A 14,305-nucleotide genomic window follows, 5' to 3' on the forward strand; every position below is an offset into this window, starting at 1 on the left:
CGGCGGCGCGGCCGCCGCGGTCGCGGCCGGCATCGTGCCCTGTGCGGGCGCCAGCGACGGCGGCGGCTCCATTCGGATTCCGGCCTCGGCCTGTGGGTTGTTCGGTCTGAAAGCATCCCGCGGATTGATTCCCTCCGGTCCCGTGCATGGGGAGCCGTTGGGGGGCAGCGCGACCGACGGGGTGGTCTCCCGGTCGGTGCGGGACAGCGCGGCGATGCTCGACATACTCACCGGTCCCACACCGGTGTCGCCGTACCTCCCCGCGAATCCACCAGGCACGTACGCCGACGAGGTGGGCCAACACCCCGGCCGGCTCCGCGTCGGAGTGTGCACCGCGAGTTCGATCAATGCCACCCCGCACCCCGAAGCTCTCGCTGCGGTCGCTGCGGCGGCCGAGGTGCTCAGTGAGCTCGGACACGAGGTCGTGGAGCTGGCCGAAGCCCCGCACGACGACGCGGCGCTCGCCAAGGACTTCCTCACCAGTTGGTTCGTCTACTGCGCCTTTTCGGTCGACGAAGCCAAGGCCGCCAGCGGGAGCGACGATTCAGGATTCGAACTCGACACCCGGCTGATGGCATCGTTGGGCCGCGCGACCAATCCGGTGGATCTGGTCCGCGCGATCGAGCGTCGCCATGAGCACGTCCGCCGGCTCGCGGACTTCCACGCGTCTCACGACTTGCTCCTGACCCCGACCACTGCGACGCCACCACCACGCATCGGCGCGTTCGACGTCCCGCCGGTGCTGCGGCTGGCGCAGCAGGGATTGCTCACCGCTCGAGTCGCCAGATTGCTGCGGTACACCCCGATCGTCGACCAGCTGATCACTGAGAATCTCGGCTGGGTGCCCTACACGCAGCTGGCGAACCTCACCGGCCGACCTGCGATGAGCGTCCCGTTGCACTGGACCGCCGAGAATTTGCCGATCGGCGTTCAATTCGTTGGGCGGCTGGGCGCGGAGGGTCAGCTGATTCGGTTGGCAGCCCAGCTGGAACAGGCGCGGCCGTGGGCTGACCGTCGGCCCAACCTGTAAGACTCAGCGCTCCAACGCTTTTGCGCAGGCGGCGAGGATCGATTGGAAGCTGCTGCGGAGCAGCGGGCGGCTCACCGCCTGCATGAGTCTGCCGCCGGCGTAACCGGGATGGGTGTAATTGGTCAGCCAGTCGACGTGTGTGCCGTCGCTGGTGGGAGTGAAGGTCAGCGTGCCGCCGTCATGGTTGAACGCCGGGACTGAGCGGACGATGAGGTAGGAGTAGCTGTGCGGCCGGTCGTAGGCGGTGATGTCTTCCCGGAACCACATGCCCGCGCCGATCACCTCACGCACCGCCCCGGCGCCGGGAGGTGGTGAGTCTTTCCGGTATCCGGCCTTCAACGCCAACGGCGCGGCGGCCAGGTGGGCCGGATCGGCGAGCCAGTCGAATACCGCTTCGACCGGCGCGGCGATGGTGCGTTCCACATGTATCTCGACCATCACATCTCCTGCCTCAGTTGCGGTTCCACCCGTTCGCCAGGCTCGCACATCGAAGGATCGTAACGCCGCCTCAGCCGGTGCCGACGACGCACGACACAATGGGCACCATGACAAGCCAATCAACGCGTGACCCCGGCACGACCGGCGCATACCGAATTGCGGCGCTATTGCTGGGCGTGGGCACACTGCACTTCCTGGCGCCCAAACCGTTCGACGACATTATCCCCGCTGAGCTGCCGGGAACCCCGCGGTTCTACACCTACGCATCGGGAGTCGCCGAGCTCGCCGTCGCCGCGCTGCTGTTGCCTCGGCGAACCCGTCGATTGGGTGCCACTGCGGCCGTCGCCCTCTTCCTCGCAGTGTTTCCGGGCAACCTGAACATGGTGCGTTTGTGGTGGGATAAGCCCTGGTACCTGCGGCTTATCGCGATAGCCCGGCTGCCGCTGCAGTTTCCAATGATCACCGCAGCGATGAAGGTTCGGCAACACAGCTAGCGGTTCAGCGGTGACCCGATCCGGTGCAGCGTGCCGTCCGGATCGATATAGGCGAATTCTCGCAGGCCGTAAGGCGTGTCCTGCGGCCGGATCAACCGGCCCGGGAGTCCGTCGAGCGCTTTCCATTCCGCATGCAATGTGTCTGCGTCATCGATGTAGATGTACACGCTGGCGGCTGTTCGCAGCGGATCGTGTTCGTCCCACTCGGTGAGGTGCAGCTGAACCGATCCTCGGTCGACGAAACCGTACCGCTCCGGACCTTCGTAACTGCGCGCGTCGAACCCGAGTCGACGGTAGCGGTCGAGAGCAATGTCCAAGTCGCCGACCGGAATGATTGGTGCTACCGAGTTGAAGTGAATTTCAGCCACAGCAGAAAGTCTGTCATCACTGCCTTCCGGCGGTGTCTGATCGGCCCGGTGAATTACCTGACCATCGCCCTAGCTGAACCGACCTTTATCGTGACGGGCATGGTCGATTCCTTTGCCGCAATGACTGATTCGTCACCGATCTATGAGTCGCTGGCGATCGCGGTGCGGCGACTGATTGACGCAACCATTCGCACCGAAGTGGACCACGACGTCATCGCCGCGGCCACCGCTCAGATCGATGGCGTGACAGACCAGCTCAGTGCGGCACTGATGCCGGGATCGTTCGGTGTACGTGCGGTCGACGACGGTCAGGGCATCGCATCGGGCAATATCGTTGTGGGAGCGCGCAATCCATCGGCTCCCCCACTCATCGTGCATCGCGAAAGCGACGGCTCGGTGTGGACGGACTTCGTCCTCGGCGCCGCCTACGAGGGACCATCGGGACATGTGCACGGCGGGGTTTCCGCCATGGTCCTGGACCACATCCTGGGCGCGACCGCGCACCAACCGGGACGGCCGGCCTATACCGGGACACTGACGGTGCGCTACCACCGCAAGACAGCCTTGAATCGACCGCTGAGCGCCAAGGCCTGGGTCGAACGGGTCGAGGGAGTCAAGACGTTCGCGGCCGGAGAGATCAGCGACGCCGAGGGCGTCACGGTGTCCGCCGAAGGCGTCTTCATCCATCCCCGGAGCTGAACCGGTGACCAACGGCTACCCGCCGTCGAGTACCGCTCCGGCGGTTGCCGGGGCACCACGGGCGATGACCACGGGCATCGACGTGGCGGCAGTGGTGCGCAGAATGGTGTGTACGACTTCCACCAAGTCTTCGACCGGCATGAGCTTGCCTGGCATACAGCCCCGCGACACCCACAGCGGGTAGGCCTTCATAGCCAGTTCGGGGTCCCAGCCGAAATTCATTCCGGTTTGCGCGTCACCCTCCCCGCCGGCGCACTCGCCGACGATAAGGGTGGTGAACCCAATCTCCGGATGCTCGGCTCGCCAGGCTTCCACGAGCCTTTCCAGCGCCGCTTTACTGACTCCGTACGCGCCCAACCCGGGCCACGGCGGACCGAAAGTGCCGGCATCCGACGACAGGTAGACGACCTTGCCGCCCGACGCCGTCAGGTGCGATACCGCGGCGGCGGTGGCCAGCGCGGCACCGATGACGTTGGTGTCGAACACCCGCCGCCAGGTGTCGGCATCGGTGTCCACCATGCGGACCAGCGGACTGATGGCCGGGGTGTACACGACATTGTCGATACCGCCGAGAGCCCGTGCGGCCTCCTCGACCGCCGACCGGCACGAGACCTCGTCGGTGACATCACATTCGACGGCGACCGCGCCCGTTCCTGCCTCCTGCGCAGCGGCCGCAATCCGCTCACGTCGCCGGGCCAGCAGCGCCACCTGATGCCCACGTTGTGCTAGCCCGACACCTATGCAGCGCCCCAACCCACTGGACGCACCGATCACCACAGTTCGAGACATATCGCCCTCCGCAGGCGAGCATGTCATATCGGCCTCGACCGCACGTCGTCGGGCGGAGCAAATGTTTGAACCGGACCGTCGGCCGGGGCGTGTTTGACCCGTCACGGTCCGGCTATTCGACCGACTTGGACACAAACGATGCCGACCGGGCCCCAGCGGCGTTTAGCCCCTCTGACCAGCGGGTAAAGGTTCACGATGTCGAGCGGTGCCAGCGACGACGCCGACAGCGCATTGGTGCCGGTTGCCCCCGCTGTCGAGACGTAGCTTCGACACGCGAGCCAAACACCTTGGTCTAGTCCTCATTGTCAAAGGAGCGAAGTTGAGTTTGCCCAAAGACGACCCAGCTGATCACCATCGCACCACTCGTCAGAACGCCGGCGAAACCCTGAAGAACGGCCCGCACGGTCTCGGCTTGGTCGGCGTGGGCGCAGGTGTCGTCGCCCTGATCGTGGGCCTGTTCGCATTCGCGACCGGCAGCACGGTCGGTGGCACCGTCGCAGTAATCATGGCGGTCATCTTGGGAGCAGCCGGGTTCGGGTGGCTCGCCCATGCACACCGCAAGGTTCGCCGGGCAGAACTGCGTTGGCACGCCGAGCATTCGGACCATCCAGCGCCGCCGCCCACAAGCTGAGCGCGCGGGCCTGGGTAGGGTGGTCATCATGAAATTTCTGGACGTCGAAGGAGTCGGCAAAGTCAGCCGAATCGGGCTCGGCACATGGCAGTTCGGATCGCGCGAGTGGGGCTACGGTGACAATTACGCCTCCGGACCGGCTCGTGACATCGTCCAACGCGCTCTTGCCCTGGGCGTCACGCTGTTCGACACCGCAGAGGTCTACGGCCTGGGGAAAAGCGAGCGAATACTGGGCGAAGCCCTCGGCGACGAGCGCGCCATAGTCGCCGTTGCCAGCAAGATATTTCCGGTCGCGCCGTTTCCCGCAGTAATCAAACAACGGGAGCGCGCCAGCGCCCAGCGACTGCAGCTTGACCGCATCCCGCTCTACCAAATTCACCAGTCGAATCCGGTGGTCCCCGACACGGTGATCATGCCCGGCATGCGGGATCTGCTCGACTCAGGCGCCATCGGCGCGGCCGGGGTCTCGAACTACTCCTTGGAGCGGTGGCAGAAAGCCGACGCGGCGCTCGGCCGTCCGGTGATCAGTAACCAGGTTCACTTCTCGCTCGCCCATCCCGGCGCGCTCGACGATCTGGTCCCATTCGCCGAGCGCGAGAACCGCATTGTGATCGCCTACAGCCCGTTGGCCCAAGGGCTACTGGGCGGCAAGTACGGCGTGGAGAACCGTCCTGGTGGCGTCCGCGCCGTCAACCCACTGTTCGGAACCGAGAACCTGCGGCGCATCGAGCCGCTGCTTCAAACGTTGCGCGATGTCGCGGCCGAGGTGAGTGCGCAGCCGGCTCAGGTGGCGCTCGCGTGGCTGATCAGTTTGCCTGGCGTCGTCGCGATACCGGGCGCGTCGAGCGTCGAACAGCTCGAGTTCAACGTAGCGGCCGCCGACATCGAACTCAGTCCCGCCGCGCGTGACGCGCTCACCGACGCAGCGCGCGCCTTTCGACCCGTGTCGGCGAGGCGCTTCCTCACCGATCTGGTCCGCGAAAAGTTGCGCCGCTGACCGCGGGCCGACACTGCTTACAGATGTCGGCTCGCTGGGGCGGTGAAGCCGCCCGTGTCATCGAAGTATGCCCATTCGCCCTCGTCACTGACCTGCATTCGCCAGCCGCGCTCGGCGTGGCCGGCGACAGACATGAACCAAGCGTGAGCGTCCTCCGCGCACTCGAAGTTCTTCGTCGCAACAATCTCGCCTCGGGGCGAGATAGCTCGAAATTCCGGCATCCGCACTGTTTATCCCGTCTTCACCGGTTTCAATCGCCGCGACGGTCCCCTCGCAGCAGCAACGCGGCGGTCAGAGCCTGCCAAAGCAAGATTGAATAGACGCTGAGGCGTTCCCAAACTCCGACGCAGGGCACGCTCGTGTTGCTGGACGCATACCGCAGGAACAGCACCAGGCCGACGAATCCCAGGCCGGCAACGCAGTCGGAGACGCGTCGGTACCACTGCGCGTCGGCCGGTCTGGGTAGGCACCGAGCCCCGGTCAGGATCGCGGCATTGCCTCCGGCGATCGCGAACACGGCTCCGCATCCGTGCCACACCGACCCGCTGTGCACCGTCGCCACCACGATGTTGCCCACGGTGTTGGCCGCGACCAAACCTATGAATAAGCCGGTACGTCGGCCGCGCGCCAGCAGCAGGGCGCCGAACAAGAGCAGCACACCCTGCGCACCGAACGCCGCGTTCATCAGCCCGGCTCGGGGCGAGCGGGCCGGCAGCCCCAGCAAGCTGATGTAGTTGTCGGCGTAGCTGTAGCCCGGCATGGCCCCGGCGGCGGCGAACTCCAAACTGAGGTAACCGAGCGTCGCCGCAATCCACGCGACGGCGCCGGCTTTCCGGCGCGCCGGCACGGTGGCCGCGTGCCCTAGACCGTGCGAGCCAATCGATCAGCAAGCAATTCGGCGAACCGCGCCGGATCCTCGAGCGCGCCCCCCTCAGCGAGAAGCGCAGTGCCATAGAGCAATTCGGCGGTCTCAGCAACCGAGGGGTCGTCACTGCGGTCCTGGTGCGCCTGACGCAGACCGGTGACGAGCGGGTGGGCTGGGTTGAGTTCCAAGATGCGCTTGCCCACCGGAACCTCCTGGCCAGACGCCCGGTACAGCCGCGCCAACGCCGGGGTGATCCCGAAAGCGTCGGTGATGAGGCAGGCCGGTGACTCGGTCAGCCGGCTGGACAACCGCACTTCCTTGACGTGGTCGCTCAGTGTCTCCTTCAGCCAGGCGAGCAGACCGGCGAACTCCTTCTCCTGCTCTTCGCGCTCGGCTGCACTCGTGTCCTCGTCGGAACCCAGGTCCACCTCGCCTTTAGCGACGGACTGCAGCGGCTTGCCGTCGAACTCGTTGACCACGCCCACCCAGACCTCGTCGACCGGGTCCGTCAGCAGCAGCACCTCGTACCCTTTGGCCTTGAACGCTTCCAGGTGTGGCGACTTGAGCAGTTGCTGCCGTGACTCGCCGGTGGCGTAGAAGATCTGGGTCTGACCGTCCTTCATTCGCTCGACGTACTCGGCCAGTGTGGTGGGCTCTTCTTCGCTGTGCGTCGACGCGAACGACGCCACCCTCAGCAAGGTGTCCTGGTTGTCGAAGTCGGAGAGCAGTCCCTCCTTGAGGACCCGGCCGAACTGCGTCCAGAAGGTGCGGTAGTCCTCGGGACGCTCGGACTGGATGTCCTTGATGGTGGACAAAACCTTCTTGGTCAACCGGCGGCGGATGGCGTTGATCTGCCTATCCTGCTGGAGGATTTCTCGAGAAACGTTGAGCGACAAGTCTTGTGCGTCAACGACACCTTTGACGAAACGCAGATATTCGGGCATGAGCTGATCGCAGTCGCCCATGATGAATACTCGCTTGACGTACAGCTGAACGCCCACTTTGACGTCCCGATTGAACAGATCGAAAGGGGCGTGCGACGGGATGAACAGCAACGCCTGGTACTCGAAGGTGCCCTCGGCCCGCATCGAGATGACTTCGAGCGGGTCGTCCCAGGCGTGCGCGATGTGCTTGTAGAACTCCTTGTACTCCTCCTCGGACACCTCGTCTTTGGGCCTGGCCCACAGCGCCTTCATCGAGTTGAGGGTCTCGGTCTCCAGGGTGACGACTTCTTCGCCGCCCTCTTCAGCCGGAGGCGTCCGGCGTTCCACCTCCATCCGGATGGGCCAGGAGATGAAGTCGGAGTATTGCTTGACCAAGCTCTTGATCTTCCACTCCGAGGTGTAGTCGTGCAGTTCGTCCTCGGCGTCTTCCGGCTTGAGATGCAGGGTGACCGTGGTGCCCTGTGGGGCGCCCTCGACGGATTCGATGGTGTAGGTGCCTTCACCGCTGGATTCCCACCGGGTGGCTTCGCTTTCACCGGCTTTGCGGGTGAGCAATTGAACCTTGTCGGCCACCATGAACGACGAGTAGAAACCAATGCCGAATTGCCCGATGAGCTCTTCGGAGTCGCCCTCTCCCTTGGCTTCACGCAGTTGCTGGCGCAGTTCAGCCGTACCCGACTTGGCCAAAGTGCCGATCAGATCGACGACTTCGTCACGGGTCATGCCGATGCCGTTGTCGCGAATGGTCAGGGTTCGCGCCGGCTTGTCGACTTCGATCTGGATGTGCAGGTCGGAGGTGTCAACGTCCAGTTCTTTGTTGCGCAGCGCTTCCAGCCGGACCTTGTCCAGGGCATCTGAGGCGTTGGAGATGAGCTCCCGCAGAAAAGAATCCTTATTGGAGTACACCGAATGGACCATCAAATCCAGCAGTTGTCGGGCCTCAGCCTGGAACTCCAACTGCTCGACACGCGCGTTCATCACATTCCTCTCCGCCGACGTCGCGTCAAAATCTAGCCAGCTGCGATCCGCCCATGGGCTGGGGGTCAACACCCTTTATAGCTGCGACCGGCGCCCAGTAGTCGGGGCCACGGCCATCTCTGCCACGATGTGGTCGCGCGCCTCGCGATAGCGCCAGCGGCGCATGCTGGCCGAGACGGCGGTCATCTGATTGAGACCGCGTCAGTCGACGGCCAGCTCGAATACCGGAATGAGCCGATCCGTTCGCTTCTCGTACTCGCCGAACCCGGGTGCGCGTTCAACGACGATCCGGTAGATCGAGTCGCGTTCGTCGCGTGCCAACTCACGAACCTTGGCCACCTTCGGGGGATCCGAGCCGATCTCGATCGTCACCTCCGGGTGGGCGCGGATGTTGTGCACCCATCCAGGACTCTTCTCCCGGCCGGCAGCGGAGCCGACGATGTAGATCTTGCCGTCGATATCGAAGTAGGCGACCGGATTCACTCGTGCCGCTCCGCTTTTCGCGCCCGTTGACGTCAACAGCAGCAGCGGAAACCCCTCGAACTGTCCGCCCACCTTGCCCCCGTTGCGGCGGAACTCTTCGATGTTGCGCTCGTTGAATTCGCGCTCTTCACCCAACGCGTCGTCGGCCATTGCCCCATCCTGGCATGCCGGCCTACCGGTCGCAGGCGCCCAGGTGGCAGCGATCACCCGGTGATCCATCGCCGTCGGGCTCCGCACAGTCACCTACGGCCCGTTGGTACTCGCGGCGAGAATGGCGACTCCATCTCGATTTATGCGTTACTGGCGGTAGCGCATTGCAGCCGAAATGCGTAGATTGGCTATTGGGTTGAGGTCCCAGCCCTGAACCGTCCGGTTGCGATTTGGATCGGTATCGCCTCGATGCGCAGCCCGTTGGACCGTCCCACCACCGACCAGCCGTTCGCAGTGAAATACCGACGCTCATAGCGGGCGGGAAATGTGGTGCTGTGCGTTCCAAGCAAACCTCCCTCAACCAGGAGGTGACATACATCGAGCCGCCCGCGGCGCTGTCGCCTCAAGAGTGCGACGAGCTTGTAGAAAAGGTGGGACACGGGCTCTCCGGTTCGCTCAACCTCCGCCGAACCGCGTTGCTGCTGCTGACGATGATCCGGCCGCGACTGGCCGATTGGTCGATGTTGGTCCTGCCGGACAGCAGAACAGGCGGATTGTTGCTTGTCGGCGGAGACGACACGGGCTTTCACGAGGTCATTTCGCGCCGCAGCATTGACTCCCAAGGGCTGGGCCGAGTTTTGCGGACCGGCCGTGCCGAGCTGGTTCACGTGGCGGACTCCGTCGACACTGAGCGCAGCCTGCGCGCATTGATCCCCCATCCGCGTCTGATGGAAGAGGCCGCCACCCTTCGACCCGCCGACGTACTCGGTGTCGGCCTCACCGCCCGTGGGACCACCCTGGGTGCCCTGATCATGGTCCGCAGCGAGGGACGCCGCTTCGACGACGAGACCGTTGCGGTCATCCACCGCGTCACCGCACGCGCGGCGGTGGCGCTGGACTCCGCGCGCCTATACGAAGACCGCGCGCGGGTCGCCGAAGTGCTGCAGCACAGCTTGCGGCCGCCGACGTTGCCGCGCATCGACGGTGTCGATATGGCGTCGTTGTACCGGCCGGCAGTCGAACACCTCGACATTGGCGGCGATTTCTACGACGTTCACGGCGCTGACGGCGACTGGACGATCTGCCTGGGCGACGTCTGCGGCAAGGGTGTCGAGGCGGCATCCCTCACCGGTCGGATGCGCCAAAGCATCCGCACGGCAACGTATTTCGACCGGCGACCGGAGTCGGTGCTGGGTGCGCTGAACACCGTGATGCGCGATCCGGGCACGGTTCAATTGGTGACGGTGCTGTGCGCGCGTATGCGGCATGTTGCAGGCGCTGGCCTGCAGTTGCACTTGGCTTCGGCCGGGCACTCCGGCCCTATCGTGGTGCGCGCCGACGGACGTGTCGAACAGGTCAACGTGCGCGGCGCCGCCGTGGGGGTGTTGGCGCACCCGCAGTATGAACCGGTGACCGTTCAATTGGACCCCGATGACACCATGCTCATGTTCACCGATGGCATCGACGAGGCGATGGGCCCCGACGGCCAGTACGGCGTCGATCGGTTGGTCGAACTGCTCTCGGCCTATGCCGCCGCCGGTCCCGACGTCATCTGCCAGGTGGTCGAGCAGGACGTGATTGAACACCTCGACGGCCGTCCACACGATGACATGGCGTTGCTTGCCGTGACATGCTGCAGGTGAGCGTTCCTGCCAAACCGCTCCAGCGATACGACGACGCGCTGGCCAAGGGAGACAGTCAGGCCGTCATCGGGCTGATGCAGGAGATGTTGACCGCAGGCGCCGAACCGGTCGCAGTACTCACCGATGTCATTGCCGCCGCTCAGCGCGAAGTGGGCAGGCGCTGGCAGCGTGGCGAATGGACCGTTGCCCAGGAGCACGCCGCCACCGCCATGGCAATCACCGCGACCAAGGTCATCGCCGAACACGTCGAGCAGTTCCCGGTGAGCCGCGGCACCGTCGTCGTGGCGTGCGCCGAGCGGGAATGGCACGCCTTGCCGGCCGTGATCATCAACTGCGCGCTGCGCTCAGCTGGTTGGGAGACAACGCTGTTGGGCGCGTCAACCAATCCCCTACGGCTGAATCAACATCTGCAGGACTTCGGACCGGACGCGGTGGCGGTGAGTTGCTCGGTGCTGGGTTCCCTGGCGACTTGTCGTCGCTTCATCGAGGCCAGCACGGCGGTCGGTGTCCCAATCTTGGTCGGCGGCCCGGCTTTTGGCGACGACGATGTGCGGGCCCGCGCGCTGGGCGCAACCGCATGGGCGCGCGACGCCTACGGTGCCATCGCGGCGATGGACAGCTTGCCCGCCGTTGTCGAGCCCGCCGCACCGTTGCCTGACGCTGCGGCAGCAGAACAGGCGTCTTTGGAGGAAGATCACCGCCGACTGGTGGCGATGCTGCGCGAGCGGTGGTCACTGGTAGCGGCAGTGACCACTGCACAGGCCGACACCCTGCACAGTGTGCTGGACATCGCTGACGACGTCTTACACCAAATCTTGCACGCGATTTCGGCCACCTTGCTCACCGGTGACCACCGCCCGATTCCGCAGACCGCGGCCTGGGTGGCCGACCTGGTTCGCACCCGCGGCGGTGACGAGATGATGCTCGGGGAGTTGGCCGGTGTGCTTGCTCAGGTGTTGCGGGAGTACCCCCTAGCGAGCAGGCTGGTGACCACGCACTTTGCGACCGGCTTGTTCAGGGCGTGAGGTCAGCCCTTGATACCGACCGTGATCAAGTCGGAAATGGCGCGCGTCCACAACGGACGCGGAATGCGGTGTTGGTCGCTGATGGTGAATCCCGCGTCTTCGAACAACGAGCGCAGTTGCGCTGGCGGAACGTTGTGTTGCGGCTTCCATCTGCTGGCCGAGGGCAGCATGGACTGCCGCGCACTCAATGCCGATACGGCGACCAACCCGCCGGGAGCTAGCACCCGATGAAATTCGCGAAGCGCCGCCGGCTGATCGAAGAAGTGAAACGCCGAAGTTGTCACCACGGCGTCCAACGAACCATCGTCGAACGGTAGTCGCTCGGCGGGTGCTCGTAGCCATTGCACCCGGTTGGATTTGGCGCGAGCCTTTTCGAGCATGCCGTCGGACATGTCCACACCGTAGATTTCATCGGGGTGTAGTTCCCGCTCCAACCGCGTGGTGAGAACGCCAGTACCGCAGGCGATGTCAGCGATTCTGCGAGCGTTGTGGACGCGCAACCGGGCGATCACCTCGTCGTGCGGGGGCCGGTAGACCCACCGCTGCAGGAACGGCAGGTCGTAGGCCGGTGACAACAGGCTGAACAGCCCGGTGACCGTGTCATTGAGAACGCGGCGCTGCGGTGCGGTCATTCACCCAGTACCGAGGAGTAGTAAAGGGTATCGGCCACGGAGACGGAGTCATTGTTCTGCGGGACCACGGCAAGACCGTTGTCAGCTAGCAGTTGGCTCATTTGGGTGCCTTTGGTCCGCCATCCGAGGTTGCCCAAATAGACCGCAACGTCGTTGCGTTCACCCTCGAAACCGAGTTCCTCCCAATCCAATTCGAACCCGTGCTGCTGCCACTTGGCGGTGGCCCGGCGCATCATCTCCTTGGCCTTCTCGATGTCCTGCTGCGGCCGATCCGGGATCGCTTCGACCGCTAACCGACTGCCCGGCGCGCTCAGCGCAGTGATGTTGTCCATCAAGCGATCCTGAGCATCCGGCGGCAAATAGCCCAACAGGCCTTCGGCGATCCAGGCGGTCGGCGCGGCCGTGTCGAAACCGGCATCGATCAGCGCTTGCGGCCAGTCCTGACGCAGGTCGATGGCGACGGTACGCAGGTCCGCTTTCGGGGCCGCGCCAAGGCTTTGCAAGGTGGTCGTCTTGAAGTCGATGACCTGGGGTTGGTCCACTTCGAACACAATCATGTCCGCGGGCCAAGCCAATCGGTACGCGCGGGCATCCAGACCTGAGGCCAAGATGACGGCCTGGCGAATGCCGGCCGATGCCGCGTCCTGGAAAAATGAGTCGAAGAAGCGGGTGCGTGCGGCCATCGCGTCGGGCATGTGCTCGAGCTTCCATCCGGACTCTTCGTCGTCGACGTCGGCGGCGGCGAGGTCACCGGTGATCCAGCGGGTGAAGAAGTCGATGCCGACGGCGCGAACCAGAGGTTCGGCGTATTGGTCGTCGATCAGGGCGTTGTCGGCGTTGGTCGCGATCGCGCGGGCGGCAGCCACCATGGTCGCCGTCGCACCCACGCTGGTTGCCAGGTCCCAGGTGTCGTTGTCTGTGCGTGGCACGGCTGTTCTCCATTGTCAGAGTGACGGATACTTAGCCAGCTTAACCACTATGGCTGTGACGCAGCTGTGAAGCGCGTCACCGCGGACGACCTAGTGCCGTCCCGGCCCGCCCGGCCCGCCGGGACCGCCCGGTCCACCGGGACCACCCGGGCCGCCGGGGCCTCCCGGCCCACCGGGACCGTTGGCCGCCGGCAACACCCAAACGCACTCGTTCAAGTCCACGCTCCAGGCCCAGCCGGGCGCGCAGTCGTCGTCGGCGCGGCTGACCGCCGGTGCGGCTATTCCGCCCAGCGAAAGCGATCCCGAAACGACACCGATCGCCGCGATTGCGCTACGCAGCCGCAAATGCCTCATGCGAACCTCACCCAGTTTTCCGGCAATATTCTGGTGGATTCGATTGTGCTCTCGAGTTGGCCGGCTCGCAGGAAATTCGACGCAGATTAATACCGGCCGAAGGCCAGCGCTACGTTGTGCCCGCCGAATCCGAATGAGTTGTTGATCGCGTAGTTGTACTCGCCCGGCCGCGGCTTACCCGCCACCACATCCAAGTCGATTTCCGGATCAAGGTTTTCCAGGTTCAGCGTGGGCGGAACGACCTGGTCGCGCAACGCGAGCACGGTCAGGATGGATTCCACGGCGCCGACGGCGCCCACCGAGTGACCCAGCGCCGCCTTCGGTGCGTACACCGCGGGCTTGTTGCTGCCCAGCGCGTTGTTGATGGCTCTGCCCTCGGCCACGTCGCCGATCGAAGTCCCGGTGGCGTGCGCGTTGACGTGGTCGATGTCTCCCGGCGTGAGGTCAGCAAGCTGAATCGCCCGGCTCATCGCATGTCCGGCGCGCTCGCCGTTGGGGTCTGGCGCCACCATGTGATAGCCGTCGGAGGTGACGCTAGCCCCCATCAAGCGGGCCAGGATGTTGGCGCCGCGGGCCTTGGCGTGCTCTTCGGTCTCGATGACCATCAACGCGCCGGCCTCACCGAACACGAAACCGGTCCGGTCGCGGTCGAACGGGCGGCAGGCACCCACGGGGTCGTCATTCTTGGTCGACATCACGATGCGCATCTGGGCGAACGCGGCAATCGGCACGGCCTCGATCTTGGTCTCCACCCCGCCGCAGATGGCGATGTCGGCCTCACCGAAGACAATGTTGCGCCACGCCTGCGCGATGCCCTCCGACCCTGATGCACACGCCGAGACGAAGGTGTTGACCC

General features: G+C 64.9%; 17 protein-coding genes and 1 pseudogene. 7 read left to right on the forward strand and 11 right to left on the reverse strand.

The window, feature by feature from the left end; genetic code table 11:
• Positions 1 to 1,030: amidase (locus A9W95_RS17595; protein ID WP_067415442.1), on the forward strand; the 1,030-nt coding region annotated here is incomplete at its 5' end.
• A gap of 3 nt (positions 1,031 to 1,033) precedes the next feature.
• Here A9W95_RS17595 and A9W95_RS17600 read toward each other — a convergent pair.
• Complete coding sequence (locus A9W95_RS17600) at positions 1,034 to 1,468, reverse strand: SRPBCC family protein (protein WP_067415445.1); 435 nt, start codon at positions 1,466 to 1,468, stop codon at positions 1,034 to 1,036.
• A 107-nt stretch (positions 1,469 to 1,575) separates the two neighbouring features.
• Here A9W95_RS17600 and A9W95_RS17605 point away from each other — a divergent pair, with 107 nt between their 5' ends.
• A complete protein-coding gene (locus tag A9W95_RS17605) occupies positions 1,576 to 1,962 on the forward strand; it encodes a MauE/DoxX family redox-associated membrane protein (protein ID WP_067415472.1) in 387 nt (128 codons plus the stop codon).
• On the opposite strand, the gene A9W95_RS17610 is transcribed toward A9W95_RS17605, so the two are convergent.
• Positions 1,959 to 2,321, reverse strand: coding sequence for a VOC family protein (locus tag A9W95_RS17610; RefSeq protein WP_082983153.1), 363 nt, complete (start codon positions 2,319 to 2,321; stop codon positions 1,959 to 1,961). The two genes, A9W95_RS17605 and A9W95_RS17610, sit on opposite strands and share 4 nt — an antisense overlap.
• Positions 2,322 to 2,450: 129 nt before the next feature.
• Here A9W95_RS17610 and A9W95_RS17615 point away from each other — a divergent pair, with 129 nt between their 5' ends.
• Positions 2,451 to 3,029 carry a PaaI family thioesterase gene (locus A9W95_RS17615; RefSeq protein WP_082983154.1) on the forward strand — a complete coding sequence of 193 codons (579 nt, stop codon included), beginning with the start codon at positions 2,451 to 2,453 and terminating at the stop codon, positions 3,027 to 3,029.
• A gap of 15 nt (positions 3,030 to 3,044) precedes the next feature.
• Here the strand turns inward: A9W95_RS17615 and A9W95_RS17620 are convergent, their stop codons facing one another.
• A complete protein-coding gene (locus A9W95_RS17620; protein ID WP_172826645.1) occupies positions 3,045 to 3,806 on the reverse strand; it encodes an SDR family oxidoreductase in 762 nt (253 codons plus the stop codon).
• Between the two features lie 331 nt (positions 3,807 to 4,137).
• Between A9W95_RS17620 and A9W95_RS17625 the strand changes: the two genes are divergently transcribed.
• Both A9W95_RS17625 and A9W95_RS17630 read left to right on the forward strand, forming a co-directional pair.
• On the forward strand, positions 4,138 to 4,449 hold the full coding sequence (locus tag A9W95_RS17625) for a hypothetical protein (RefSeq protein ID WP_082983150.1): 312 nt from the start codon (positions 4,138 to 4,140) through the stop codon (positions 4,447 to 4,449).
• A 28-nt stretch (positions 4,450 to 4,477) separates the two neighbouring features.
• Entirely contained in the window at positions 4,478 to 5,446 is a 969-nt protein-coding gene (locus tag A9W95_RS17630) for an aldo/keto reductase (RefSeq protein ID WP_067415478.1), read from the forward strand.
• Between the two features lie 17 nt (positions 5,447 to 5,463).
• On the opposite strand, the gene A9W95_RS17635 is transcribed toward A9W95_RS17630, so the two are convergent.
• The 4 genes from A9W95_RS17635 to A9W95_RS17650 all read right to left on the reverse strand — a co-directional run bounded on the left by A9W95_RS17635 (position 5,464) and on the right by A9W95_RS17650 (position 8,866).
• The gene (locus A9W95_RS17635; RefSeq protein WP_067415458.1) at positions 5,464 to 5,667 is read right to left on the reverse strand and encodes a hypothetical protein; all 204 of its coding nucleotides are present in this window, start codon (positions 5,665 to 5,667) and stop codon (positions 5,464 to 5,466) included.
• 29 nt (positions 5,668 to 5,696) lie between these two features.
• Positions 5,697 to 6,293 carry a DUF998 domain-containing protein gene (locus A9W95_RS17640; RefSeq protein WP_172826644.1) on the reverse strand — a complete coding sequence of 199 codons (597 nt, stop codon included), beginning with the start codon at positions 6,291 to 6,293 and terminating at the stop codon, positions 5,697 to 5,699.
• A 14-nt stretch (positions 6,294 to 6,307) separates the two neighbouring features.
• A complete protein-coding gene (htpG, locus tag A9W95_RS17645; protein WP_067415460.1) occupies positions 6,308 to 8,233 on the reverse strand; it encodes a molecular chaperone HtpG in 1,926 nt (641 codons plus the stop codon).
• A 201-nt stretch (positions 8,234 to 8,434) separates the two neighbouring features.
• Positions 8,435 to 8,866, reverse strand: a complete 432-nt coding sequence (locus A9W95_RS17650; RefSeq protein ID WP_067415462.1) for a nitroreductase family deazaflavin-dependent oxidoreductase — start codon at positions 8,864 to 8,866, stop codon at positions 8,435 to 8,437.
• Positions 8,867 to 9,201: 335 nt separating this feature from the next.
• Here A9W95_RS17650 and A9W95_RS17655 point away from each other — a divergent pair, with 335 nt between their 5' ends.
• Complete coding sequence (locus A9W95_RS17655; protein WP_253851692.1) at positions 9,202 to 10,509, forward strand: PP2C family protein-serine/threonine phosphatase; 1,308 nt, start codon at positions 9,202 to 9,204, stop codon at positions 10,507 to 10,509.
• Entirely contained in the window at positions 10,497 to 11,534 is a 1,038-nt protein-coding gene (locus tag A9W95_RS17660; protein WP_067415464.1) for a B12-binding domain-containing protein, read from the forward strand. Before A9W95_RS17655 ends, A9W95_RS17660 begins: the two co-directional genes overlap by 13 nt.
• A gap of 2 nt (positions 11,535 to 11,536) precedes the next feature.
• Here A9W95_RS17660 and A9W95_RS17665 read toward each other — a convergent pair whose 3' ends face one another.
• The 4 genes and pseudogenes from A9W95_RS17665 to kasB all read right to left on the reverse strand — a co-directional run.
• The gene (locus A9W95_RS17665) at positions 11,537 to 12,166 is read right to left on the reverse strand and encodes a class I SAM-dependent methyltransferase (protein ID WP_067415466.1); all 630 of its coding nucleotides are present in this window, start codon (positions 12,164 to 12,166) and stop codon (positions 11,537 to 11,539) included.
• The gene (locus tag A9W95_RS17670; RefSeq protein WP_067415467.1) at positions 12,163 to 13,095 is read right to left on the reverse strand and encodes an SAM-dependent methyltransferase; all 933 of its coding nucleotides are present in this window, start codon (positions 13,093 to 13,095) and stop codon (positions 12,163 to 12,165) included. The genes A9W95_RS17665 and A9W95_RS17670 overlap by 4 nt, the downstream gene beginning before the upstream one ends.
• A gap of 90 nt (positions 13,096 to 13,185) precedes the next feature.
• Positions 13,186 to 13,449: a hypothetical protein gene (locus tag A9W95_RS17675; protein ID WP_067415469.1), complete on the reverse strand. Its 264-nt coding sequence runs from the start codon at positions 13,447 to 13,449 to the stop codon at positions 13,186 to 13,188.
• An 86-nt stretch (positions 13,450 to 13,535) separates the two neighbouring features.
• Positions 13,536 to 14,305 (reverse strand): annotated as a pseudogene (gene kasB / locus A9W95_RS17680) (3-oxoacyl-ACP synthase KasB); the annotation flags it as partial.

The sequence above is a fragment of the Mycobacterium sp. 1423905.2 genome, from assembly GCF_001673155.1.
In the GTDB taxonomy this organism is placed as follows: Bacteria; Actinomycetota; Actinomycetes; order Mycobacteriales; family Mycobacteriaceae; genus Mycobacterium.